Below are 22,106 nucleotides of genomic sequence, written 5' to 3'. Positions count from 1 at the left end.
CCTAGTCGGCGACGGGGGGATCGAGCGCGTCGATCACGGGCTCGAATCGCTCGACGCTTAACGCGAGGCGACGCAGCAGCACGCCGAGGCGTTCGCGCTCCGAGCGGGGCAGGCCGCCGAGGAGTCGTTCCTCCGCGTCGCTGAGGCGCGTCATGGCGGCGTCGACAAGCGTGAGCCCCAGCGGAGTCATTTCAACTAACACGCCGCGGCCATCGTTGGGGTCGGTGAGGCGACGCACCAGCTCACGATCCACCATGCGATCAATGCGGTTGGTCATCGTGCCGCTCGACACCATGGTCTGCTGCACGAGAACCTTGGGGCTCTGGCGAAACGGGTCGCCTCCACGCCTCAGCACCGCGAGCACGTCAAACTCCCAGAGCGTCAGACCCGACCGCTCAAACGCGTGGGCCCTGGCGCGGTCAACGTGTTTCGCGATGCGCCATAGCCGCGAGAAAATCGACAGCGGGGCAAGGTCCAGGTCTGGCCTGGCTGCGCTCCATGCCGCGATGATCTGATCGACCTCGTCCTCATGCTTCATTTGTCCATTATGGCAAGAATGACGCGACGAGCGCGGCGCGTGTGCAGAAACGGTCCCAGAGTCTGGCAGACTATAGAGGTGCCATTTCTCGGCACGGTCCGCCTTAGTGTAATGGCAGCACAACAGTCTTTGGATCTGTTGGTCCAGGTTCGAACCCTGGAGGCGGAGCCGAAGGTGTGTCGCATGATTGCGGCAATCGGAAGGGAACACACCATGGCGGAACGGTCGCTCGCAGTCATTATTCTTGCTGCAGGCCAGGGCACGCGGATGAAGTCTTCCCTGCCAAAGGTGCTGCACAGCATTGGTGGGCGCTCGCTCATCGCCCACGTGCTCGACAGCGCATCGGGCCTCGCGCCCACCGAGGTCGTCGCAGTTGTGCGTCACGACCGCGACCGGGTCGCCGCCGCAATTCTCGAGCACGCCCCCGAGACCGTGATCGTCGATCAAGATGACGTTCCCGGTACGGGTCGCGCCGTCGAGCAGGCGCTCAGCGCACTGCCTGAAAGTTTTGACGGATCCGTGGTCGTGCTCTCGGGCGACGTGCCCCTCATCGACCATGCCACCCTCGAGCGGCTGCTGCGTGGTCACATCGATGGCGGTCGCGCGATGACGATGCTCTCGGCAATCTTCGACAACCCCACCGGGCTCGGCCGAATCATGCGCGATTCCGCGGGGGCCGTCACGGGCATCGTCGAGGAGAAGGACGCGAACGAAACCCAGCGGCGCATCACCGAGATCAATGGCGGCGTCTACGTGTTCGCCCGTCGCGCCCTGCAGGACGCGCTCGCGCTGATCGACACGAACAACGCCCAGGGTGAGAAGTACCTCACCGACGCCGCGGCACGCATCCTGTCGAGCGGCGGCGCGGTTGAGGCCGTCGCCACCGACGATCCCTGGATCATTGCGGGTGTGAACGACCGCACGCAGCTTGCTGCCGCGGGCCGTGAGCTCAACGCGCGCATCGTGCGCGAGCACCAGCGCGGCGGAGTCACCATTCAGGACCCGGCAACCACTTGGATCGACGCTGACGTCTCGATCGAGCCCGACGTTGAGATCCTGCCCGGCACGTTTTTGCAGGGAGCGACCTCGATCTCGAGCGGCGCGATCATTGGCCCCGACACGACCCTCGTGGACTGCGAGGTGGGAGAAGACGCCCGCATTCGCCGCAGCGAGGCGACGCTCGCCGTATTTGGCGCGCGCGTAGAAGTGGGTCCGTTCGCGTACATTCGCCCCGGCACCGAGCTGGGCGCAGATGGCAAGATCGGCGCCTATGTCGAGACCAAGAACGCCACGATCGGCGACGGCAGCAAGGTGCCCCACCTGAGCTACGTGGGCGACGCGACCATCGGATCCGGCACCAATGTGGGTGCTGGCACGATCTTCGCAAACTACGACGGCGTGAACAAGCACCACGCCACCGTGGGGGATGCCGTGCGGATCGGTTCCAAGAATGTTCTGATCGCACCGGTTACCATTGAAGATGGTTCGTACACGGCCGCAGGTACCGTCGTACGCAAGGATGTTCCCTCGGGTTCGCTGGCGCTGAACGTAGCACCCCAGCGCAACATAGAGGGATGGGTTGCCGAAAACAGGCCGGGAACCAGCACCGCGGAAGCGGCGCAGCAATCGAAGACAGCGCGTGAGCACGGCGAATAGCCAAGGGATGGAGAACCAGCACTGATGAGCAAAATCGAGATGGCGGGGCAGAAGAAGCTCGTCTTGATTACGGGCCGGGCTTACCCCGAGCTCGCAGAGCAGGTGGCCGCTGAACTTGGCGCCGAGCTCGTGCCGACCGACGCACGCACCTTCGCCAACGGCGAGCTCTACGCGCGATTTGACGAGAGCGTGCGCGGATCTGACGCGTTCGTGATTCAGTCGCACACCGACCCAATCAATGAGTGGCTCATGGAGCACCTCATTATGGTTGACGCCCTCAAGCGCGCATCGGCAAAGCGCATCACCGTGGTGGCGCCCTTCTACCCGTACTCACGCCAGGACAAGAAGGGCCGCGGTCGCGAGCCCATCTCGGCCCGCCTCGTTGCCGATCTGTTTAAGACCGCCGGCGCCGACCGCATCATGTCGGTTGACCTGCACTCACCGCAGATTCAGGGCTTCTTCGACGGGCCGCTCGATCACCTGTTCGCCATGCCCGTTCTGATCCAGCACTTCGAAAAGCACCTCAACCGTGACGACCTCACGGTTGTGTCGCCTGACATGGGTCGCGTGCGCGTGGCTGACGTGTGGAGCGATCGACTGGGCGCCCCGCTCGCGATCATTCACAAGCGCCGCGATCCCTCGGTCGCGAACCAGGCTTCGGTGCACGGCATCGTCGGTGACGTGAAGGACCGCTGGTGCCTCATGGTCGACGACATGATCGACACCGGTGGCACGATCACCAAGGCTGCAGAAGCGCTCAAGGCCGCTGGTGCCCGTGGTGTCACGATTGCCGCAACCCACGCGATCTTCTCGGGCAAGGCGACCGAGTACCTGTCGCAGGACTTCATCGACCAGGTCGTCGTCACCGACACCCTGCCCGTGAGCGCCGAGAAGCGTTTTGAGAAGCTCACTGTGCTGCCGATCGCTCCGCTGCTCGCGAAGGCGATCCATGAGGTGTTCGAGGACGGCTCGGTTACGAGCATGTTTGAGGGCGCAGCCTAACCACGCTGTTGAGAGGGGCTCTGGGGAATCCCCAGGGCCCTTTTCTGCTAAAGTAGGTCCTTGTACTTCGGCGAGGGGCGCATGCGCCCGTTATCGACGCGGGACGGACTGCCTCAGCGGGCCATCTTGCTGCGTTATTTACGCAAGTGCGAGACACCAATCCTGGCGGCACTGCCGCCCTCATTGGGCGAAAGCCCGCAATAGGAGATCATCATGGCTGATTACCAGCTTGACGCCACTGCCCGCGACAACTTCGGCAAGGGCGCTGCCCGCAAGCTCCGCGCTGCAGGCAAGACCCCCGCTGTCGTCTACGGCCACGGCACCGACCCGCTGCACGTCACGGTTGAAACCCACCCGCTGAGCCTCATCATCCGCCAGGCAAACGCGCTCATCGAGCTCGACCTGAACGGCGACAAGCACCTCGTGCTCGTCAAGGACGTACAGCGCGATCCCGTACCCCAGATCATCGAGCACGTTGACCTGCTGATCGTCCGCCAGGGCGAAATGGTTGAGGTTGAGGTTCCCCTGCACATGACCGGCGAGCCCTTCTCGGGCACCAACGCTCTGCAGGAGCTCAACACGATCCGCCTGAGCGTGCCCGCAACGTCGATCCCCGACTTTGTTGTCATCGACGTGACCGGCCTGCCCGCCGACACGAACCTGCACGTGCGCGACGTTGCACTCCCCGAGGGTTCGACCGCGATCGACGCTGAAGACCAGCTCGTCGTTAAGGTTGCTGGCCCCCGCGGCGCAGCTGAGGACGAAGAAGCAGCAGCCGAGTAATTCGGATCTAGCGTGTGAGCCCGCCGGTGTGGAATCCACTCCGGCGGGCTTTTCGCTGCCCGGCCTCGATGCTGTCAGGCCGCACAGATAGGTCATGTCAGTGGGAGGCGAGATAATTGTTTTGGCGTCGTAACAAGCTTCGCAAGAGTGAGGAAGGGGACCGCGTGTCGCAAGACAGCTGGCTCATCGTAGGACTCGGAAACCCGGGTCCCAAGTACGAGACCACCCGGCATAACGTGGGGCAAATGGCCCTCGACGTGTTGGCAGACCGTATCGGCGCGAAGTTTGCCCCGCACAGCAAGACCGGTTCGCGCACCGCAGAGGGATGGTTGCGTCCAGGCGGCCCCAAGCTGATCCTCGCGAAGTCAAACGGCTACATGAACACCTCGGGTGGCCCGGTGTCTGCGCTCTGCAAATACTACGGCGTTGCCCCCAACCGTGTGATCGCGGTGCACGACGAGATCGACGTTCCCTTCGACACGATCAAGCTCAAGCAAGGCGGTGGCCACGGCGGCCACAACGGCCTGCGTGATATCGCCAAGGCCCTCGATACCCCCGACTTTTTGCGTGTGCGCGTCGGCGTCGGGCGCCCGCCCGGGCGACAAGATCCCGCCGATTTTGTGCTCGCGCCCTTCTCTTCAACGGAGCGCAAAGACCTTCCCGTGCTACTCGAAGACGCGGCAGACGCCTGCGAATCATTGGTCGAGCATGGCCTCACCGCGACGCAGCAACGCTTCCACGGGCGGGCCGCCGAGTGAGCCTCGGGGGCATCGACCGGCTGCTGGAGCCCGCCGAATCGTTCGCGCGCGCGCTCGACGCTGCGAGTCGCGGTGCAGAGTTCTCTGCGACCGAGGGCATGCGGGCGCCGCTCATCGCGGGCCTGATGCGCCGCCGCCGTGCCGCGGGGGACACCGGTGCGCTGCTCGTCATTGCGGCGACGAGCCGCGAGGCCGACGCGCTGCGCAGCGCACTTGGCTCGGTCATGCCCGAGGCTCGCACGTGCGAGTTCACTGCCTGGGAAACGCTGCCGCATGAGCGGCTGAGCCCCAGCCCCGAGACCGTTGGCCGACGCTCCAAGGTACTGCGCACCATCCGTGAGCACGACGGCGCTCAGCCGCTCATCGTGGTCGCTTCGGTGCGTGCCGCGCTGCAGCCCGTCTCGCCCCAGGTCGCGCAGGCCTCCCCGCTCGTGCTGCGCGCGGGGGAGGAACCCACGTTTGAATCCGGATCCGGCCCCGCCGCCGCGGCCCGCGAACTGGTCGCACGCGCATACACCCGCGTGGACATGGTCACGCGACGCGGCGAGTTCGCGGTACGCGGCGGCATCCTCGACGTGTTTCCGCCCGAGGCGTCGCAGGCCTCCCGCGTTGACTTCTTCGGCGATGAGATCGACCAGATTCGACACTTCGCGGTGTCGGATCAGCGCAGCGCCGGGGAACCGATCGAAGCGATCGAGCTGTGGCCCGCGCGCGAGCTGCTGCTCACCGACGAGGTGCGTGCGCGCGCGGCCGAGCTGCTGCCGCAGTACCCCGCGCTCGGCGCCATGCTCGAGAAGCTCAGCGAGGGTATTGCGGTCGAGGGGATGGAGAGCTTGATCCCGCAGCTCGTGCCCGGGCTGCGGCCGCTCACCGCCCTGCTGCCCGAGGGCGGGGCCGTGCTGGTCGCGTCGCCCGAGCGCGTCGCGGGCCGTGCGGTCAGCCTCGCAGAGACGAATCGCGAGTTTCTCGAGGCCGCCTGGTATGCGGCCACCGCCGGCGCCGATGCGCCGGTGCCCACCGAGGACAGCGGCATGCTGACCATGACCGAGCTCAAAGCCGCCTCCCAGGGCCGGCCCTGGTGGACAGTCTCGAGTTTCGTGCACGACGAGGGCGCCGAGCTGTCCGAAGAAGACACGTTTAGCGTACGCACCATCACGGTTGCTGGCGGCCCATTCCCCCGGCCCGCGGCTGAGAGCGACCCGACTGGCGGCGCGATCCGTGTCATCGGCGAGCGACTGAAGGCCGGCTGGCGCGCAATCATTACGGCACAGGGGGCCGGACTCGTCGAGCGCGCACGCGACGTGCTCGCGGAGGCGGGAGCCGCCGCGCGCATCGTTGACGAGCTCCCCGCATCGCTCGCCGAGCTCGACGCGGGCGTGATCTATCTGGTCGTGGGCTCCGCCCCCGCGGGCTTCGAGAACACCGAAGCGCAGCTGCTGCTGGCGACCGGCGCCGAGTTCTTTGGCCGGGCGGCAAGCGCTCAGGCCGCGACCGGGCAGAAGCTTGCGCGCCGCCGCGGCAAGAACGTAGTCGACCCGCTCAAATTGGTCGCGGGTGACCACGTCGTGCACGAGACGCACGGCATCGGGCGATTCGTCGAACTGACGCAGCGCATGGTGCCCACGGGCATCGGGCGTGACGCCACGAAGGCGCTGCGCGAGTACCTCGTGATCGAGTACGCGTCGACGAAACGCGGTATGCCTCGTGACAAGCTCTACGTGCCCACCGATCAGCTCGATCAGCTGTCGCGATACGTGGGCGGTGAGGCGCCGGCGCTGTCCAAGATGGGTGGCAACGACTGGGCCAATGCCAAGAAGAAGGCGCGCAAGGCGGTGCGCGACATCGCGGTCGAGCTTGTGAAGCTCTACTCGGCTCGCGTCGCCTCGAAGGGGCATGCGTTTTCGCCCGACACCCCGTGGCAGCACGAGCTTGAAGAGGCCTTCGCCTACGCCGAGACGCTCGATCAGCTCACCACGATCGACGAGGTGAAGCGCGATATGGAGCGCCAGGTGCCCATGGACCGGCTCGTCGCGGGCGACGTGGGGTTCGGTAAGACCGAGATCGCGGTGCGTGCCGCGTTCAAGGCGATTCAAGACGGCAAGCAGGTGGCGATGCTCGTGCCGACGACGCTGCTCGTGACCCAGCACCTCGAGACGTTCCAGGCCCGGTTCGCAGGCTTCCCCGTCAACGTGCGCCCGCTCAGCCGATTCCAGACCGACAAGGAGTCGCGCGAGACGATCGAGGGGCTCGCCGCGGGCACTGTCGACATGGTGATCGGAACGCACCGATTGCTGTCGGAGAGCGTGCTGTACAAGGACGTGGGGCTCGTCATCATCGACGAGGAACAGCGTTTTGGCGTGGAACACAAGGACGCGCTGAAGAAGCTCAAAACCAACGTCGACATTCTCGCGATGAGTGCGACCCCGATTCCCCGCACACTCGAGATGGCGGTGACCGGCATCCGTGAGATGTCGACCCTCGCCACTGCCCCAGAAGATCGTCACCCGATCCTGACGTTTGTGGGGCCCCGCAGCGACAAGCAGATCGCCGCGGCGATCCGCCGCGAGATGCTGCGCGAAGGGCAGGTGTTCTTCGTGCACAACCGCGTCAGCTCGATCAGTCGCGTGGCGGCCCAAATCGCCGAGCTCGTGCCCGACGCCCGCGTCGCAATCGCGCACGGCAAGTTGGGGGAGCACCAGCTCGAACAGGTGGTGCAGGACTTCTGGGAGCGCAAGTACGACGTGCTGGTGTCGACCACGATCATCGAGACCGGGCTCGACATCGCCAATGCCAACACCATCATCATCGACGCCGCCGACAAGTACGGGCTCAGCCAGCTGCACCAGCTGCGAGGACGTGTGGGGCGCAGCCGTGAGCGTGCCTACGCCTACTTCCTCTACGACCCCGACAAGCCGCTCACCGAACACGCTCACGAGCGCCTGGAGACCCTCGCGACCAACAACGAACTGGGGTCGGGCATGCAGGTGGCGCTCAAAGACCTGGAGCTGCGCGGTGCCGGCAACCTGCTCGGCGGCGAGCAGTCGGGTCACATCGCGGGGGTCGGGTTTGACCTGTACCTACGTATGATCGGCGAAGCCGTCAACACCTTCAAGGGTGAAGAGGTCTCGGGCCCCGTCGAGCTCGTACTCGAGCTGCCGGTCGACGCGCACATCCCCGAGGAATACGTCGAGAGCGAGCGGCTGCGCCTCGAGGCCTACCAAAAGTTCTCGGCGGCCTCGCACCCGCAGGCCCCCGAAGACCACGTCGAGCTCGTGCTCGAGGAGCTCAAGGACCGCTACGGGCCGCCGCCGCTTGAAGTGGAGCGCCTTGCGGCGGTGTCACAGCTGCGGCGTCGGGCGGCCCGCCTCGGCCTGTCAAAGGTGGTTGCCGCGGGCACGGTGCTGCGCATCGAGCCCGTACAGATCGCTGACTCTCGCCGCATGCGCATGAAGCGCATGTACCCGGGGGCCACCTACACCGAGGCAACCCAGTCGCTCAAGATCCCGCTGCCCGGGGGGACCGCCTCATCGCGGAGCCCGCTCGCCGGCGTGGGGCAGAAGCTGATGGGTGACGAGAGTGACATTGCCGCGTGGACGGGCCGGGTGCTGGCGACCCTGCTCGAAGAGGATCCGCCGGCGGTTACCGCCCAGGCGTAAACGTCTGAGGCGGGTCACACCCGAGTGTGACCCGCCTCATTCGCTCACGGCCAAAGTGACCGTGCCTGGTGTGCAACTTAGATGTTGCAGAGATCCTGCAGCTTGGTGCTCGACTTCTCGAGCGAGGCCGAGAGCTCCTCGAGCTCGCCACTCTTGGCCTCGAGCTCAGCGCTCATTGCCTCGAGCTCAGCCATTGCCTCGGGATCGGTGTAGTCGATGTCGTCCATCGAAGGCATCTTGAAGTCCTTGAAGACCTCGCCAACCTTGCTGAAGTCAGTTGAGATGCCCTTGAGTGCGTCGGAGACCTCGGCGTTCTGAACTTCCTTTTCTGCCTTCACCAGGGCATCGTTGACGCCTGTGAACAGGTCGCTGAAGTTGCCCTCACCCGACATGGCCTCGGTAACAGCGGTCTCCATGTCGGCCTGGGCCTCAGACACGGTCTTCTCTGCAACTTTGCACGCCTCAGCGACGCTCTGGCCACCCGAGCATGCTGCGAGGCTGAACACGAGGGCTGCTGCGCCGAGTACGCCGGCGAACCTTGAGGTGGTCTTGCTAATCGACATAGGTTTTGAGACTCCTTGGGGGGCACGAGATCGTGCACTCTCTGAATGATCGGTGTGCAGTTCAAGGCTAACAGCCGTTTCGCAGGAGTAGCCCGCAGCACATGTTGCCTATCGTTCGCGCGCGTACGAACCGCGCTAGCTCGCGCCGCAGAGTTCCTGCAGCTGCATGTCGGCCTGTTCGAGTGCTGCATTTCGTTTCTCGAGCTCACCACTGATTGCCTCGAGAGCTTCTTCGGTCTTGAGTTCCTCGGGCGTAGCCGCAGCGTCCGGATCAATATCTTGCGTGTCGGGCAGCGGTACACCTTCCAGTAGATCGCCCAGGCGCACAAACTCACTATTCATGGATTTGAGCGCGGCGGACACCTCGGGATTGGTGACCTTCTTCTCGGCACCATCCAGCGCATCATTCAGCGGGTCAACCAGATCCTTCATCGTGCCGCCGCCCGACACGGCTTCCGACATGAGTTGGTCCACTTGATCACTCGCTTGAGCTATTGAGTCCTGTGCAATCTGGCAGGCCTCAGCCACGCTTTGACCGCCCGAGCACGCTGCGAGGCTGAGTGCGAGAGCTGCCACGCCGAGGGCGCCCGTAACGCGGGTGATGGTCTTGCAATTCAGCATGTGCGGCTGGTTCCCCGATGTCTATGGAGACGAGTTGTCTGAGCGTTCGATGTACGAATCAAAGGCTAACAGCCGTGTGGCGGGCTAGTGTTTTTTGTATGGCGACTGACCACAGAAGTCCAGACCGACCGCCCGAGCCGACCCCGCTGGCTACGTCTCCCGTGGGAGACGACGACCCGCTGCTCGCGCTCCGCGAGACGGTGCGCACCATGGTGTCGCCGGGCGGGTGCGCTTGGCACGAAGCTCAAACTCATGAATCGCTCACTCCGTATCTCGTCGAGGAAACTGCCGAGCTGATCGATGCGATCGAGCGGGGGCTCCCCGCCGAAGAGGTGCGTTCAGAGCTGGGCGACGTGCTCTACCAAGTGCTGTTTCACGCGGCGATCGCCGAGCGCGACGGCGAGGGCTACGACCTCGACACGGTCGCCCGCTCCCTGAACCAGAAGCTCATCGCCCGCCACCCGCACGTGTTTGGCGAGCGCGGCTACATGTCGCTCGAAGAGCTTGAGGCCGAGTGGGAGCGCCTCAAGGAGGACGCGGCAGGGGAGACCCGGGGCTCGCGCAGCCCGCTCGAGGGAGTGCCGGCGGGCATGCCGTCGCTGGCGCGCGCTGCGAAGGTCGTGGAGCGGCTCAAACGGGCCCGGCTCATCGATCCGAGTGCGCTCGAGGGCACGCACGAGGATCCGTTCACCGCGGTCATCGGCCCCGATGGGCAGCGGCTTGCGGAGGCCGGGATCGGGGACGCGATGCTCGCGCTCGTAACGCGGGCAAATGCGGCGGGCGTTGATCCGGATCGCGCGCTGCGTCTTGCGGTCGACCGCATGGCGGCCCGGGCCGCCCACGAGTAGCGCCGCTAGGCTGAACCCGCAGCCCGACACGGGCACGGGGGCGTCTCTCGCCCCGCCGAATCCTCACCCGCGCACCTCATAAGGAGACGACGCATGGCCACCGAAGCCACTTCCAACGCCACCACGCAGACCGAAGCCGCGATCCGCGCCCACGTCAGCGACAACTTCGCGAGCACTATCTCGGATCTCGAGCGCCTCGTGCGCATCCCGTCAGTCTCGTGGCCGTCGTTCAACCACGAGCACCTGCAGCGCAGCTCGGCCGACATCGCCGAGATGCTGCGCGAGATCGGCATCTTCGATGAGGTCGACGTGCGCCGTGCCCCGCTCGATGTGCAGCCCGAGGGTGCAACGGAAACCCAGTACGGCCAGCCCGCCGTCGTGGCGCGCCGCGAACCCCGCAACGGACGCCCCACCGTGCTGCTGTACGCGCACCACGACGTGCAGCCTCCCGGCAAGGACGAGGACTGGGACAGCCCGGCCTTCGAGCCGACCGAACGCAACGGCCGGCTGTACGGTCGCGGCGCTGCCGATGACAAGGCCGGCGTGATGGCCCACATCGGCGCGATTCGCGCGCTCGTGGACACCGCCAAGTCCGAGGGCCGCGAGCTCGACCTCGGCATCGCCCTCTTCATCGAGGGGGAGGAGGAGTGGGCGTCGCAGTCCTTCGGCAGCTTCCTACGCGAGAACCGCGAGCTACTCGCGGCCGACGCGATCATTGTCGCCGACTCGGGTAACTGGGACTCCGAGACCCCCGCGCTCACGGTCGCCCTGCGCGGTGCCGTTGCCTTCAACCTGCGGGTCGAGACCCTGGCACACGCCTCGCACTCGGGCATGTTCGGCGGATCGGTGCCCGACGCCATGATGGCAACGGTGCGCCTGCTCGACACGCTCTGGGATGCCGACGGTGCCGTTGCGGTGGAGGGCCTCACCGAGGCCGAGATCGCCTCGCCGCCCTACGATGAGGCGCGTCTGCGTGAGGAGTCGGGCCTGCTGCCCGGCGTGACCCCCATCGGGCGCGGCGAGATCCTGTCGCGCATCTGGGCGAAGCCGTCCGTCTCGATCACCGGTATCGACGCGCCCAACATCGCGAATGCGTCGAACACGCTCATTCCCTCGACGCTCGTGCGCATCAGCGCCCGTATCGCGCCGGGCCAGGACCCCGATGCGGCCTATGACGCCATCAAGCGACACCTTGAAGCTCGTGCCCCGTACGGCGCCAAGCTCACGTTCGAGGATGCTGGCCTGGGACAGGCCTTCCTCGTCGACACGAGCGGCTGGGCCGTTGCCGAGGTGCGCCAGGCCATGGCTGACGCCTGGGATAAGGCCCCGGTCGACATGGGCGTGGGCGGGTCGATCCCGTTCATCGCCGAGCTGGTCAGCGAGTTCCCCGAAGCGCAGATTCTTGTCACGGGCGTCGAAGACCCCGACGGTCGAGCGCACAGCCCCAACGAATCGCTGCACATCGAATCGTTCCGCAAGTCGGTGCTCACCGAGGCGCTGTTCCTCGCGCGTCTCGACACCCGCGAGGGCTAGTCACGCGGGCACCCAACTGCCCAGAGAGACAGAAACGGCGGGGCCGGATCACGATAGGTGATCCGGCCCCGCCGTCATTTGGGGCCCTCGGGCGCCAAATACAGCGAGTTAGCTCTTCTGCTGCGTGCGCAGCAGATCGCGAATCTCGGCCAGGAGCTCTTCCTGGGTGGGGCCAGCCTCGACCTCGGGAGCGGGCTTGCGCATCTTGTTCATGGGCAGCACGAATACGAAATAGACGATGGCCGCGACGATCACGAAGTTCAGGACTGCGCCGATCACCGCGCCGAGCCCGATCGCACCGCCACCGGGCAGCTGGATCATCAGTGCGGTATCGAGCGAGTCCGCCTGGAAGAACATGCCGATGATCGGCGTGATCAGCGAATCGACCACCTTTTGAACGACGGCGTTAAACGCAGCGCCGATAACAACCGCGACCGCGAGATCAACGACATTACCGCGCAGCAAGAATTCTTTGAATCCCTTGAACATCTGGTGTCCCCAATTCGTGTGTGAAGAGTGAAAGAGTGGCCGAAACCGTGTGCAGCAAACGATAGCGCGAACCGTGCCAGGGCGCGCCTCGAATCGCAAAGAACGCCGCACTTCGCGACACATGGCCGGGCCGAGCGGCGACAGATGGCAGAATGAGAGAGTTATCCCGATTTCGGGGAGCGATCCAAAGGAGCACAGGTGAAGTACTTTTCCACCCGCGGCGGCATGACGTCCGCATCGTACGGCGAGATTCTCCTCGAGGGGCTTGCCACCGATGGCGGGCTCGTGGTTCCTGAAACTGTCCCCGCGGTCTCCGCCGCGCAGATCGAGGCCTGGCGGGACCTGAGCTACCCCGAGCTCGCCACCGAGATTCTTGGGCTCTACGCCACCGACATCGCGCGCGAGGACCTGTCGCGCATGTGCCACGCGGCTTATAGCACCGAGAACTTCGTGCACGAAGCCATCGTTCCGGTGACGCACCTCGAGGGCGACATCTCGCTCGTGGGTCTCTCCGAGGGCCCGACGCTCGCGTTCAAGGACATGGCGATGCAGTTTCTCGGGCAGGCGCTCGAGCACGTGCTCGCGACCGCCGACCGTGCGCTCAACATCGTGGGGGCGACCTCGGGGGACACCGGATCGGCCGCCGAGTACGCACTGCGCGGCAAGCACGGCATCTCCGTGTTCATGCTGTCGCCGCAGGGTCGCATGAGCGACTTTCAGCGCGCCCAGATGTACTCGCTCACCGACGACAACATCCACAACATTGCCGTGGAGGGTGTTTTCGACGACTGCCAGAACCTCGTCAAGGCGCTTTCGGGCGACCTGGAGTTCAAGCGGGAGCACGACCTGGGTACCGTCAACTCCATCAACCTGGGCCGCATCTCGGCGCAGATGGTGTACTACTTCTGGGCGTGGCTGCGCGCTACCGACGACGTCGATGCGGCCGACCGTGCCACATACGAGGTCTCGTTCACGGTGCCCTCGGGTAACTTCGGCAATATCCTCTCGGGCCACCTCGCCAAGAGCATGGGCCTGCCGGTACGCCGTCTCGTGCTCGCCGCAAACGAGAACAACGTGCTCGACAGCTTCTTCCGCACCGGCGTTTATACGCCCCGCGCGGCGGCAGAAACCTACCTCACTTCGAGCCCCTCGATGGACATTTCGAAGGCGTCGAACCTGGAGCGCTTCATCTTTGACCTGCTGGGCCGCGACCCCGAGCGGCTCGCCGCCGCCTGGCGCGAACTCGACGAGACGGGCAGCATCGACCTGCGTACCGAGGTGCCCCGCTTCGTTGCGGAGTTTGGGTTTCAGAGCGGCACCTCGACTCACGCCGACCGCGTCGCCACGATCCGCTCGGTGTTCGAGTCGACCGGCACGCTCATCGACCCGCACACGGCCGACGGCGTGAAGGTGGCGCGCGAGCACGTCGAGCCCGGCGTGCCCATGCTCGTACTCGAGACCGCGAAGCCCGAGAAGTTCCCCGAGATCGTATTTGAGGCGACGGGCGAACGCCTCGGCATCCCCGAGCATCTCGCAGGCCTGCTCGAGCTGCCGCAACACGTCACTGAGATGGGCAACGACGAGGCCGCCCTGCGTGCGTTCGTCGCGGCGCGCGCCACCCGGCGCTAGTACGCTTTACCCCTCCCGCGCACCTACGAAAGGCACACCATGTTCTTCCGAAGGAATCAAGAAGACATTGAGCGGCGCGTCGCGCGGCTCGAATTTGCAGAGGAGGGGAGCGGGGGATCCGGATCTCACGCCGCCGCACGGGGCGGCGTGAGCGGGGCCTGGAGCGACACCTTTGGGCTACTGGCCACACGCTCGCTGCAGATCATCATCGTGCTCGCTCTGACCGCCGCCGCAATCATCGGCATGCGCTCGCTCAGTACGGTCGTGATTCCGATCCTGATCGCCCTGATCCTCGCGAGCACCTTTGCCCCCGTGATGCGGTGGCTGCGCGACCGCGGGGTGCCGTCCTTGGTGGCGACCGTGATCATGTTGCTGGCGATCATGCTGCTGCTGACCGGTGTCGGGTGGCTCATCGTGTGGGCAGTGCAGGATCAGTGGAGCGACCTCGCGAAACAGGCGGAAGAGGGGTTCCAGCAGGTGCTGGCCTGGGGGCACGAGCTGCCGTTCTGGCCCTCCCCCGAGCAGCTTCAGGAATGGCAGACCGCCGTCGTGGACTTTCTCACCAGCTCACAGTTCGGCTCGGGTGCACTCGCCGGGGTGGGCGTCGTCACAAACTTTGTGACCGGGATCGTGTTGCTCGTCGTCGTGCTGTTCTTCTTTTTGAAGGACGGCCCGCAGATTTGGCGCTTCATGCTGCGCCCCTTCCGTGGTGAAGGTCTTGCGCGCGCCGAGCGTGCCGGCGCCAAGACGGTGCAGACGCTCGGATCGTACATTCGCGGCACCGCTGCGGTTGCGGCGGTCGACGCCATCGGTATTGGTATCGGGCTGGTGATCCTGCAGGTGCCGCTCGCGCTGCCCCTGTCGGTGCTGGTGTTCATGCTCGCGTTTATTCCGATTGTCGGTGCGACCCTCGCCGGCACGCTCGCCGCCCTCGTGGCGCTCGTCGCCAACGGGCCGGTCAGTGCGATCGTGGTTGTAGGCGTCGTGGTGCTGGTGAACCAGCTCGAGGGCAACCTGCTGCAGCCGCTACTCATGGGTCGCGCGCTGAAGCTGCACTCCCTCGTCATCCTGCTGGCCTTGACTATCGGCACTGTGCTGAGCGGCATCCTGGGGGCCGTGCTCGCGGTACCGATCGCAGCCGTCGCGTGGGGCATCATCAAGGTGTGGGACGGGCCCGACCTCGCGGCCCGCCCGTTCCGTCCTCGCGCGGACGAACTCTAGGCGACCGCCCGCAGGCTGCGCTAGCCTGGCAGTATCGGCCGATTGCGCCACATCACACCCAACGGAGGGCCGTCATGAGACTGCTGATTCAAGTTCTTTCACAGCTCGTGCTGTCGGCAGTCGGGTTGATCGTGGCGCAGTTCGCGCTGCCCGGATTCACGCTGCACGTCGGCGGGTTTCTGGTGGCGGTCGGAGTGTTTACTGTAACGCACGCGATCCTCGGCCCGTTCGTCCTGAGCCTGGCCCAGCGCTACGCGGCCCCACTCGCTGGGGGCGTTGGGCTCGTTGCCACGCTGCTCGCCCTGTGGATCGCGTCGCTGTTCCAGGGCGGCATCGAAATTCATGGCCTCAATGCATGGCTGTTAGCACCACTCATTGTGTGGGTGATTACGGCACTCGGTGGATGGATCATCATGTCGTTCGTGGTGAAGAAATGGCTCGATCGGCGAATCGCGCGCAAAATGATGAAATCGGCCCAGTAGCAGCCGAGTAGTGGTCGACACTCCCGGGGCTCTCGTCGCGATTTGCTGAGCCCGCCGGGGGTGTGCCAAAATATAACCTGTTGCAGGTGATGCTGAAAAGCGCCACAGCAGCGCGTCCGGCCCCATCGTATAGCGGCCTAGTACGCCGCCCTCTCACGGCGGTAACGCGGGTTCGAATCCCGCTGGGGTCACCGGATCGAAAGCCTCACCTTCGGGTGGGGCTTTCGTTGTTTCTGTGCTGGTGCTCCAACCGGCTCACCCTCGGCGGCCATCGCGCCGGCATGGTTCGGCGGCATGCTGCGCGCGGCAAGCGCGCCACGCGCGCGATCCGGATCTTGAGCAAATTGCGTTCGCGCTATAGTTCCGCATGAAATCAACGATTTCTTGGTGTTGCGGCTCGATTGGCCGCAAGAGTGGTCACAGCGGTGCTCGGGCCTGTGCGAGGATATATCTCGTTGCAATCGCGGGACTACCCGCGAGAAGCAATGCGTTCGGCCCCATCGTATAGCGGCCTAGTACGCCGCCCTCTCACGGCGGTAACGCGGGTTCGAATCCCGCTGGGGTCACCGAACACGAAAGCCTCACCTTCGGGTGAGGCTTTCGTCATTTCTGCCCCGACGCTTCGAACGGCGAGCCCGAGTCTGGGGGAGGCCCTGTGCGCAGTAAGCTGGAGACGTTTAGTTTCAGCACGAAGAGGAGCGCTCAGTGGCCCGCACCATTAAACTCGCAGTCATTCCCGGCGACGGGATCGGTGTCGAAGTTACCGAGCAAGCCAATCGTGTGCTTGACGCGGTGCTCGCGGGCGGCGACGTGGTGCTCGACCGTACCGAGTTCAAGCTCGGTGCCGAGCGCTTCCTCGCCACGGGCGACACCCTGCCCGCAGAGGAACAGGCGGCGATCGCCGAGCACGACGCGATTCTGTTTGGCGCGGTCGGCGGCGTTCCCGGTGATCCGCGTCTCAAGCACGCAAACATTGAGCGGGGCCTGCTGCTGAAGCTGCGCTTCGATTTCGATCAGTACGCGAACGTGCGCCCCTGCACTCTGTTCCCCGGCGTCACCTCGACGCTCGCTGAGCCGGGCGACGTCGACTTTGTCGTCGTGCGCGAGGGCACCGAGGGCCCATACGTGGGCAACGGTGGCACGCTGCGCGGAGGCACCCCGCACGAGGTCGCCACCGAAGTCTCGGTGAACACAGCCTTCGGCGTCGAGCGCATCGTGCGCTACGCGTTCGAGATGGCGCAGAAGCGCCCCCGCAAACAGCTCACCTGGGTACACAAGACCAACGTGCTCGTGCACGCTGGTGCGACCTGGCAGCGCGTGGTCGGGCAGGTCTCGGCCGAGTACCCCGAAATCTCCGTCGACTACATGCACGTCGACGCCGCCACCATTCACATGGTGCAGAACCCCTCTCGCTTTGACGTCATCGTGACGGACAACCTCTTTGGTGACATCCTCACCGACCTCGCTGGCGCCATCGGCGGCGGCATCGGCATCGCGGCCTCGGGCAACATCAACCCCGACGGCGCGTTCCCGAGCATGTTTGAGCCGGTACACGGCTCAGCGCCCGACATTGCCGGGCAGCAGAAGGCCGACCCGACCGCAGCGATCCTGTCGGCGGCCATCATGCTCGACCACCTCGAGCTGCCCGCGGAGGCCGAGCGCGTGCGCGCCGCCGTGCGCGCCGACCTTGCGGTTCGAGGCGACGCCCAGCGCGGCACCAGCGAAATCGGCGACGCCGTGATCGCGGCGCTCCCCGCGCGTGCGGCCTAACTCACTCACAGACTTGGTAGGAACCTTACCCATGACCTCACTCACTTTCACCCACACTCCGGGCACCCCACGCTCCGCAGCCGAGCGCGAGCAGCTGCTCGAGAACCCCGGCTTCGGCAACGTGTTCACCGACCACATGGTCTCGATCTCTTGGACGAAGCAAGACGGCTGGCACAACGCCGAGGTGCTGCCCTACGGTCCGATCCCCATGGATCCGGCCTCATCGGTGCTGCACTACGCGCAGGAGATTTTCGAGGGCCTCAAGGCCTACCGCCGTGCCGATGGCACGATCGTGACCTTCCGCCCGCGCGCCAACGCCGCACGCCTCAACACCTCGGCCGTGCGCCTCGCGCTGCCCGAGATCCCCGAAGAGCTGTTCGTGAGCGCCATCAACGAGCTTGTCTCGGTCGATCGCGACTGGGTCCCCAGTGGTGACGACCAGAGCCTCTACCTGCGACCCTTCATGATCGCCGACGAGAGCTTCCTCGGTGTGCGCGCCGCCGAGCGCGCGCGCTTCATGGTCATTGCGAGCCCGGCGGGCGCCTACTTCACGGGCGGCGTGCGCCCCGTTTCGATCTGGCTGTCAGAAGACTTTGCTCGCGCCGGTCGCGGCGGCACGGGAGCTGCGAAGTGCGGCGGCAACTACGCCGCCTCGCTGTCGCCCCAGCAGGAGGCAGCGGAGAACGGCTGCCAGCAAGTGCTCTTCACTGACTCGGCGACGACCGACACGATCGACGAGCTTGGCGGCATGAACCTCTTCCTCGTGAAGGGCAACGACACGCTCGTGACCCCTCAGCTCAATGGCAACATCCTTGACGGCATTACTCGTCGCAGCCTGATCCAGCTCGCGAAGGATCGTGGCTTCACGGTCGAAGAGCGCGAGGTGACTGTCTCGGAGTGGCGCGAGGGCGTCGCAAACGGCACTATCACGGAGGCCTTCGCGTGCGGCACCGCCGCGGTAATCACCCCGATCGGCCAGCTCAAGGCCAAGGATTTCTCGATCGATTTCGGTGACGCGGCCCCGGGCGAGGTCACCATGAGCCTGCGCGAGGAGCTTACGGGCATCCAGTTCGGCACCCGCGAGGACCCGCACAACTGGCTCGAGGTCATCGTGAAGGCTGAGGCATAAGCATGAAGATTGCGCGGTACCTGTACGAGGGCGAAATTTCGTTCGGCATCATCGACCGGTCGGAGTCGGGCGACAGCGTTGAGCTGGTCGAACTGCACGGTGACCCCATCGTCGCCGGTTACGACACCACGGGCCGCCGGGTACCGCTCGGCGCGGTCAAGCTGCTTGCCCCCGTGATTCCTCGCTCAAAGGTGGTGTGTGTCGGCAAGAACTATGCCGACCACGTGGCTGAAATGCGCGATGTCACCGGCGGCGAAGCGACCCCCGAACCGCTGCTGTTTCTGAAGCCCAACACCTCGGTGATTGGGCCCGAGGACGAGATCGTGCGCCCCGCAGTGTCCGATCGGGTCGAGCACGAGGGCGAGCTTGCGCTCGTCATCGGGGCCGTCGCGAAGGACGTATCCGAGGAGGACGCGCTCAAGTACGTCTTCGGGTTCACCTGCGCGAACGACGTTACCGCCCGCGATATTCAGATCGCTGACGGGCAGTGGACCCGGGGCAAGGGGTTTGACACGTTCTGCCCGCTCGGGCCCGTGATTGAAACGGATCCGGATCTCACCGACGCCCGCCTCGTCACGCGCGTGAACGGTGAGGTGCGGCAGGAAGGCCGCACGTCGCAGCTGATCCACTCGCTCGCGAAGATCGTCTCGTATGCCTCCCAGGCGTTCACGCTGCTGCCCGGTGACGTCATCTTGACGGGCCCCCCCGCCGGCGTCGGCCGGCTCGAAGCCGGTGACACGGTCGAGGTCGAGATTGACGGCATCGGCACCCTGCGTAATACCGTGCGTTAGACACGGTGCTGGGTTAGAGTTCGAAGCGGTAGCAGATCGGCTGCCGCGACCAGACGGAAGGTGAGCGTCATGACCGCTCGCACCCCTGCAGCTCCCCGATTTGGGGTCGAGGAGGAGTTCCTCCTCCTCGACCGCGTCACCGGGCAACCGCGTGACGGCGCTGAGGCGTTGATTCGGGCGCTTCCCGACCTCAGGTGTGAGCACGAGTTCTTTCACTCCCAAGTTGAGACGGCCACCTCCGTCTGTGAATCCGGCGAGGCCGCCCTCCACGAGCTGACCACGTTTCGCCGGGTCGCCGCCGCGGCCGCGGCCGCAGAGGGCCTCGTGCTCGCGGGCACGGGGCTGCCCCCGGTCGGCGGCAGCCAGCCAGGCCGGGTTGTGGAGAAGCCACGCTACCTCGACATTGACCGCACGATGCGCGGCATGGTCTCCCGGTATTACTCGACGGGCACTCACGTGCACGTCGAGGTGCCGTCACGCGATGCGGGCGTCGAGGTCTTCGCCCGCATCGCCGTCTGGTCTCCCGCACTCATCGCGCTCACGGCCAATTCGCCGATCTGGCTCGGCGGGGACTCGGGGTACGCGAGCTGGCGCTACCTGTCGATCCAGCAGTGGCCCAGCTCGGGCTACCCGCCCTACTTTGCCAACGCCAACGACTACGACCGCGTCGTCACGGACCTCGTACGGGCGGGCGCGCTGCTCGACCCGGCGCTCGTCAACTGGTCGATCCGGCTCTCAGAAAAGTACCCCACGATCGAGCTGCGCACCGCAGATTCACAACTCACCGCGGGCGATGCGGTCGCATTCGCGCTCATCGTGCGCGCCCTCGTGGCGCGTGCGCTGCGCGAGCGCACGGCGGGCGAGCCCTTTGAGCGTGCGCAACCCGACGTACTGCGGGGCGCGCACTGGATCGCGGCCCGCAACGGCCTGGCCGGTGATCTGGTGCACCCATTCCTCGGGGAGCCGCGACCGGCCGCCGAAGTCGTGTCAGCGCTCATGGATTACGTCTCCGGGGAGCTCGACGATGCGGGGGATCTCGCGACCATTGAACGCTTTCTGGAGCGTCGATACACCCAGCAGGGGCCGGCAGAGCAGCAGCGTGCGGCCTGGAACGCGGGCGGCATCGCCGAGCTGCTGCGGCTGTACCGCACCTCGCACGACGCGACGGACTGAGCCGCGCATCCGACCCGCGCGCTCGCGCTCTTGAGGGGCCTGAGCTACCCTCAAAGCATTGGCTGCGACGATGGGGCGTGAGATGAGCGACTGGCGGGCACTGCGCGCGGGCGAATCGGTGAGCGAACGACGAGCACTGCTCGAGCGTGCGCACGAGGCCTTCATCTCTGACGGGGGCGATGATCCTGCGATCCTGCGACGATTTGCCCAGCTGCGCCCGGTGGTGCTCGCCTCCTGGCTGCGGTCGCACGAGCACACGATCGATCCGGATCATGCACCGCAGCGGGCCACGCTCACGACGGATGAGGTCGCGCAGTTTCGCGAGGTGCACCCCATCGGCAGAGTGCTGCCGGTGGTGCAGCGGCTCCTCATGCAGGAGGCGAGCGATTCGGGGTTCATCGTCGCGGTGGGTGATGCGGCGGGCCGGCTGCTGTGGGTCGATGGCGATCACAAGCTGCGGACGCGGGCCGAGGACATGGGTTTCGCCGCGGGGGTCGACTGGTCTGAACAGGCCGTGGGTACGAGCGCGCCGGGAAGCGCGATCGCCCTCAACCATGCCATCCAGGTGATGGGGGCCGAACATTATTCACGCGCGGTGCACGAGTGGAGTTGCACGGCAGTGCCCGTGCACAATCCGGGCAACGGATCGATTCTCGGCGTGATCGACGTGACCGGCGGCGACGGGGCCGCCTCACCGCACCTGATGCCGCTCGTCGAGGCGACCGTCGCTGCCGTGCACGCCGAACTCAAACTCGAGTCGCTGCGCGCCCTCATCGAACGAGAGCGGGCCACCCCGAAACGACGGGCTCCCGCACGCATCCGCGCCGACGCGCTGCCGCGCAAGCTCCCGCCGCGACTCGTCACCCTCGGGCGCGACCAAGCACAGCTTGAGCATGCAGGGCTCTCCCATCAGGTCGGCGGCAGACACAGCGAGATCCTGCTCGCGCTCGCCGCCACACCCCGGGGTCTCAACACGGCCCAGCTCGTCGACGAGGTCTACGGGCAGGACGGAACTGACCAGACCCTGCGCGCGGAGATCGTGCGCCTCCGCAAATGGCTGGCCGCGGTCGAGGTGCCCCTGGAGCTGAGCTCACGCCCCTACCAACTCAGCGGGGAGCTGCGGATCGACGCCCTCGAGGCCCTGGAAGCCATTGGGCGGGGTGCCCACAGGCTGGCCCTGGCGGCCTATGAGGGGCCACTGCTGCCCGACTCCGAAGCACCCGTAGCCGTTCGGCTGCGCACCGAGGTCGATGCTTCACTGCGCGAGGCGCTCTTGCAGTCGGCGGCGGCCGACCCGCTCTTCGAGTACGCCCAGAATTGGGCCCCAGGTGACGTTGAAGTGTGGCAGACGCTGCTGCAAGTGCTGCCGCCGCTGTCACCCAAGCGTGCCCGAGTCGTCGCGAAACTTGAGGCGCTTACGGCCGAGTGACCTCGTGCAACGTAGATGCAACGTTGCGCTGCGTA

At 65.8% G+C, this 22,106-nt stretch carries 19 protein-coding genes and 3 tRNA genes; 18 read left to right on the top strand and 4 right to left on the bottom strand.

Translation table 11 applies throughout. From position 1 onward, the window contains the following. Nucleotide 1 precedes the first annotated feature (1 nt). On the bottom strand, nucleotides 2-538 hold the full coding sequence (locus C795_RS0100165) for a MarR family winged helix-turn-helix transcriptional regulator (protein ID WP_017791734.1): 537 nt from the start codon (nucleotides 536-538) through the stop codon (nucleotides 2-4). Between the two features lie 97 nt (nucleotides 539-635). On the opposite strand from C795_RS0100165, the gene C795_RS0100160 reads away from it, so the two are divergent. The 6 genes from C795_RS0100160 to mfd all read left to right on the top strand — a co-directional run bounded on the left by C795_RS0100160 (nucleotide 636) and on the right by mfd (nucleotide 8,393). Then, nucleotides 636-706 (top strand) — tRNA-Gln (locus C795_RS0100160). Nucleotides 707-751: 45 nt separating this feature from the next. Beyond that, nucleotides 752-2,194 carry a bifunctional UDP-N-acetylglucosamine diphosphorylase/glucosamine-1-phosphate N-acetyltransferase GlmU gene (gene glmU / locus C795_RS17335; protein WP_017791733.1) on the top strand — a complete coding sequence of 481 codons (1,443 nt, stop codon included), beginning with the start codon at nucleotides 752-754 and terminating at the stop codon, nucleotides 2,192-2,194. Nucleotides 2,195-2,218: 24 nt separating this feature from the next. After that, nucleotides 2,219-3,196, top strand: coding sequence for a ribose-phosphate diphosphokinase (locus C795_RS17330; protein ID WP_017791732.1), 978 nt, complete (start codon nucleotides 2,219-2,221; stop codon nucleotides 3,194-3,196). Nucleotides 3,197-3,409: 213 nt separating this feature from the next. After that, nucleotides 3,410-3,979, top strand: a complete 570-nt coding sequence (locus tag C795_RS0100145; protein WP_017791731.1) for a 50S ribosomal protein L25/general stress protein Ctc — start codon at nucleotides 3,410-3,412, stop codon at nucleotides 3,977-3,979. A 164-nt stretch (nucleotides 3,980-4,143) separates the two neighbouring features. Continuing rightward, on the top strand, nucleotides 4,144-4,737 hold the full coding sequence (gene pth, locus C795_RS0100140) for an aminoacyl-tRNA hydrolase (protein WP_017791730.1): 594 nt from the start codon (nucleotides 4,144-4,146) through the stop codon (nucleotides 4,735-4,737). Beyond that, entirely contained in the window at nucleotides 4,734-8,393 is a 3,660-nt protein-coding gene (gene mfd / locus C795_RS0100135; protein WP_017791729.1) for a transcription-repair coupling factor, read from the top strand. Before pth ends, mfd begins: the two co-directional genes overlap by 4 nt. 77 nt (nucleotides 8,394-8,470) lie before the next feature. Here the strand turns inward: mfd and C795_RS0100130 are convergent, their stop codons facing one another. Both C795_RS0100130 and C795_RS0100125 read right to left on the bottom strand, forming a co-directional pair. Then, complete coding sequence (locus C795_RS0100130; RefSeq protein WP_017791728.1) at nucleotides 8,471-8,956, bottom strand: hypothetical protein; 486 nt, start codon at nucleotides 8,954-8,956, stop codon at nucleotides 8,471-8,473. Nucleotides 8,957-9,091: 135 nt separating this feature from the next. Further along, on the bottom strand, nucleotides 9,092-9,577 hold the full coding sequence (locus C795_RS0100125; RefSeq protein ID WP_017791727.1) for a hypothetical protein: 486 nt from the start codon (nucleotides 9,575-9,577) through the stop codon (nucleotides 9,092-9,094). Nucleotides 9,578-9,675: 98 nt separating this feature from the next. Between C795_RS0100125 and C795_RS0100120 the strand changes: the two genes are divergently transcribed. Both C795_RS0100120 and C795_RS0100115 read left to right on the top strand, forming a co-directional pair. Next, on the top strand, nucleotides 9,676-10,425 hold the full coding sequence (locus C795_RS0100120) for a MazG nucleotide pyrophosphohydrolase domain-containing protein (RefSeq protein WP_157486869.1): 750 nt from the start codon (nucleotides 9,676-9,678) through the stop codon (nucleotides 10,423-10,425). A gap of 93 nt (nucleotides 10,426-10,518) precedes the next feature. Further along, on the top strand, nucleotides 10,519-11,958 hold the full coding sequence (locus C795_RS0100115) for a dipeptidase (RefSeq protein ID WP_017791725.1): 1,440 nt from the start codon (nucleotides 10,519-10,521) through the stop codon (nucleotides 11,956-11,958). A 108-nt stretch (nucleotides 11,959-12,066) separates the two neighbouring features. Here the strand turns inward: C795_RS0100115 and mscL are convergent, their stop codons facing one another. Continuing rightward, nucleotides 12,067-12,447: a large conductance mechanosensitive channel protein MscL gene (gene mscL / locus C795_RS0100110; protein ID WP_017791724.1), complete on the bottom strand. Its 381-nt coding sequence runs from the start codon at nucleotides 12,445-12,447 to the stop codon at nucleotides 12,067-12,069. Between the two features lie 198 nt (nucleotides 12,448-12,645). Here mscL and thrC point away from each other — a divergent pair, with 198 nt between their 5' ends. The 10 genes from thrC to C795_RS0100060 all read left to right on the top strand — a co-directional run bounded on the left by thrC (nucleotide 12,646) and on the right by C795_RS0100060 (nucleotide 22,071). Next, on the top strand, nucleotides 12,646-14,076 hold the full coding sequence (thrC, locus tag C795_RS0100105) for a threonine synthase (protein WP_017791723.1): 1,431 nt from the start codon (nucleotides 12,646-12,648) through the stop codon (nucleotides 14,074-14,076). Between the two features lie 39 nt (nucleotides 14,077-14,115). Next, entirely contained in the window at nucleotides 14,116-15,297 is a 1,182-nt protein-coding gene (locus tag C795_RS0100100; protein ID WP_017791722.1) for an AI-2E family transporter, read from the top strand. A gap of 74 nt (nucleotides 15,298-15,371) precedes the next feature. Further along, nucleotides 15,372-15,779 (top strand): phage holin family protein, encoded by a 408-nt coding sequence (locus C795_RS0100095; RefSeq protein WP_017791721.1) that lies wholly within the window; start codon nucleotides 15,372-15,374, stop codon nucleotides 15,777-15,779. 118 nt (nucleotides 15,780-15,897) lie between these two features. Next, nucleotides 15,898-15,970 (top strand) — tRNA-Glu (locus C795_RS0100090). A 302-nt stretch (nucleotides 15,971-16,272) separates the two neighbouring features. After that, a tRNA-Glu gene (locus C795_RS0100085) sits at nucleotides 16,273-16,345 on the top strand. 139 nt (nucleotides 16,346-16,484) lie between these two features. Next, the gene (locus C795_RS0100080) at nucleotides 16,485-17,549 is read left to right on the top strand and encodes a 3-isopropylmalate dehydrogenase (RefSeq protein ID WP_017791720.1); all 1,065 of its coding nucleotides are present in this window, start codon (nucleotides 16,485-16,487) and stop codon (nucleotides 17,547-17,549) included. 31 nt (nucleotides 17,550-17,580) lie between these two features. Then, the gene (locus C795_RS0100075) at nucleotides 17,581-18,678 is read left to right on the top strand and encodes a branched-chain amino acid aminotransferase (RefSeq protein ID WP_017791719.1); all 1,098 of its coding nucleotides are present in this window, start codon (nucleotides 17,581-17,583) and stop codon (nucleotides 18,676-18,678) included. 2 nt (nucleotides 18,679-18,680) lie between these two features. Beyond that, complete coding sequence (locus C795_RS0100070; RefSeq protein WP_017791718.1) at nucleotides 18,681-19,469, top strand: fumarylacetoacetate hydrolase family protein; 789 nt, start codon at nucleotides 18,681-18,683, stop codon at nucleotides 19,467-19,469. Nucleotides 19,470-19,538: 69 nt separating this feature from the next. Next, nucleotides 19,539-20,642 carry a carboxylate-amine ligase gene (locus C795_RS0100065; protein WP_017791717.1) on the top strand — a complete coding sequence of 368 codons (1,104 nt, stop codon included), beginning with the start codon at nucleotides 19,539-19,541 and terminating at the stop codon, nucleotides 20,640-20,642. Nucleotides 20,643-20,700: 58 nt separating this feature from the next. Further along, on the top strand, nucleotides 20,701-22,071 hold the full coding sequence (locus tag C795_RS0100060) for a sigma-54-dependent transcriptional regulator family protein (RefSeq protein WP_157486868.1): 1,371 nt from the start codon (nucleotides 20,701-20,703) through the stop codon (nucleotides 22,069-22,071). Nucleotides 22,072-22,106 lie beyond the last annotated feature (35 nt).

The sequence above is a fragment of the Leucobacter salsicius M1-8 genome (genome assembly GCF_000350525.1).
Taxonomy (GTDB): Bacteria; Actinomycetota; Actinomycetes; order Actinomycetales; family Microbacteriaceae; genus Leucobacter; species Leucobacter salsicius.
The sequence above is the reverse complement of the archived record's forward strand: the minus strand, read 5'-3'. Positions and strand labels throughout refer to the sequence as shown.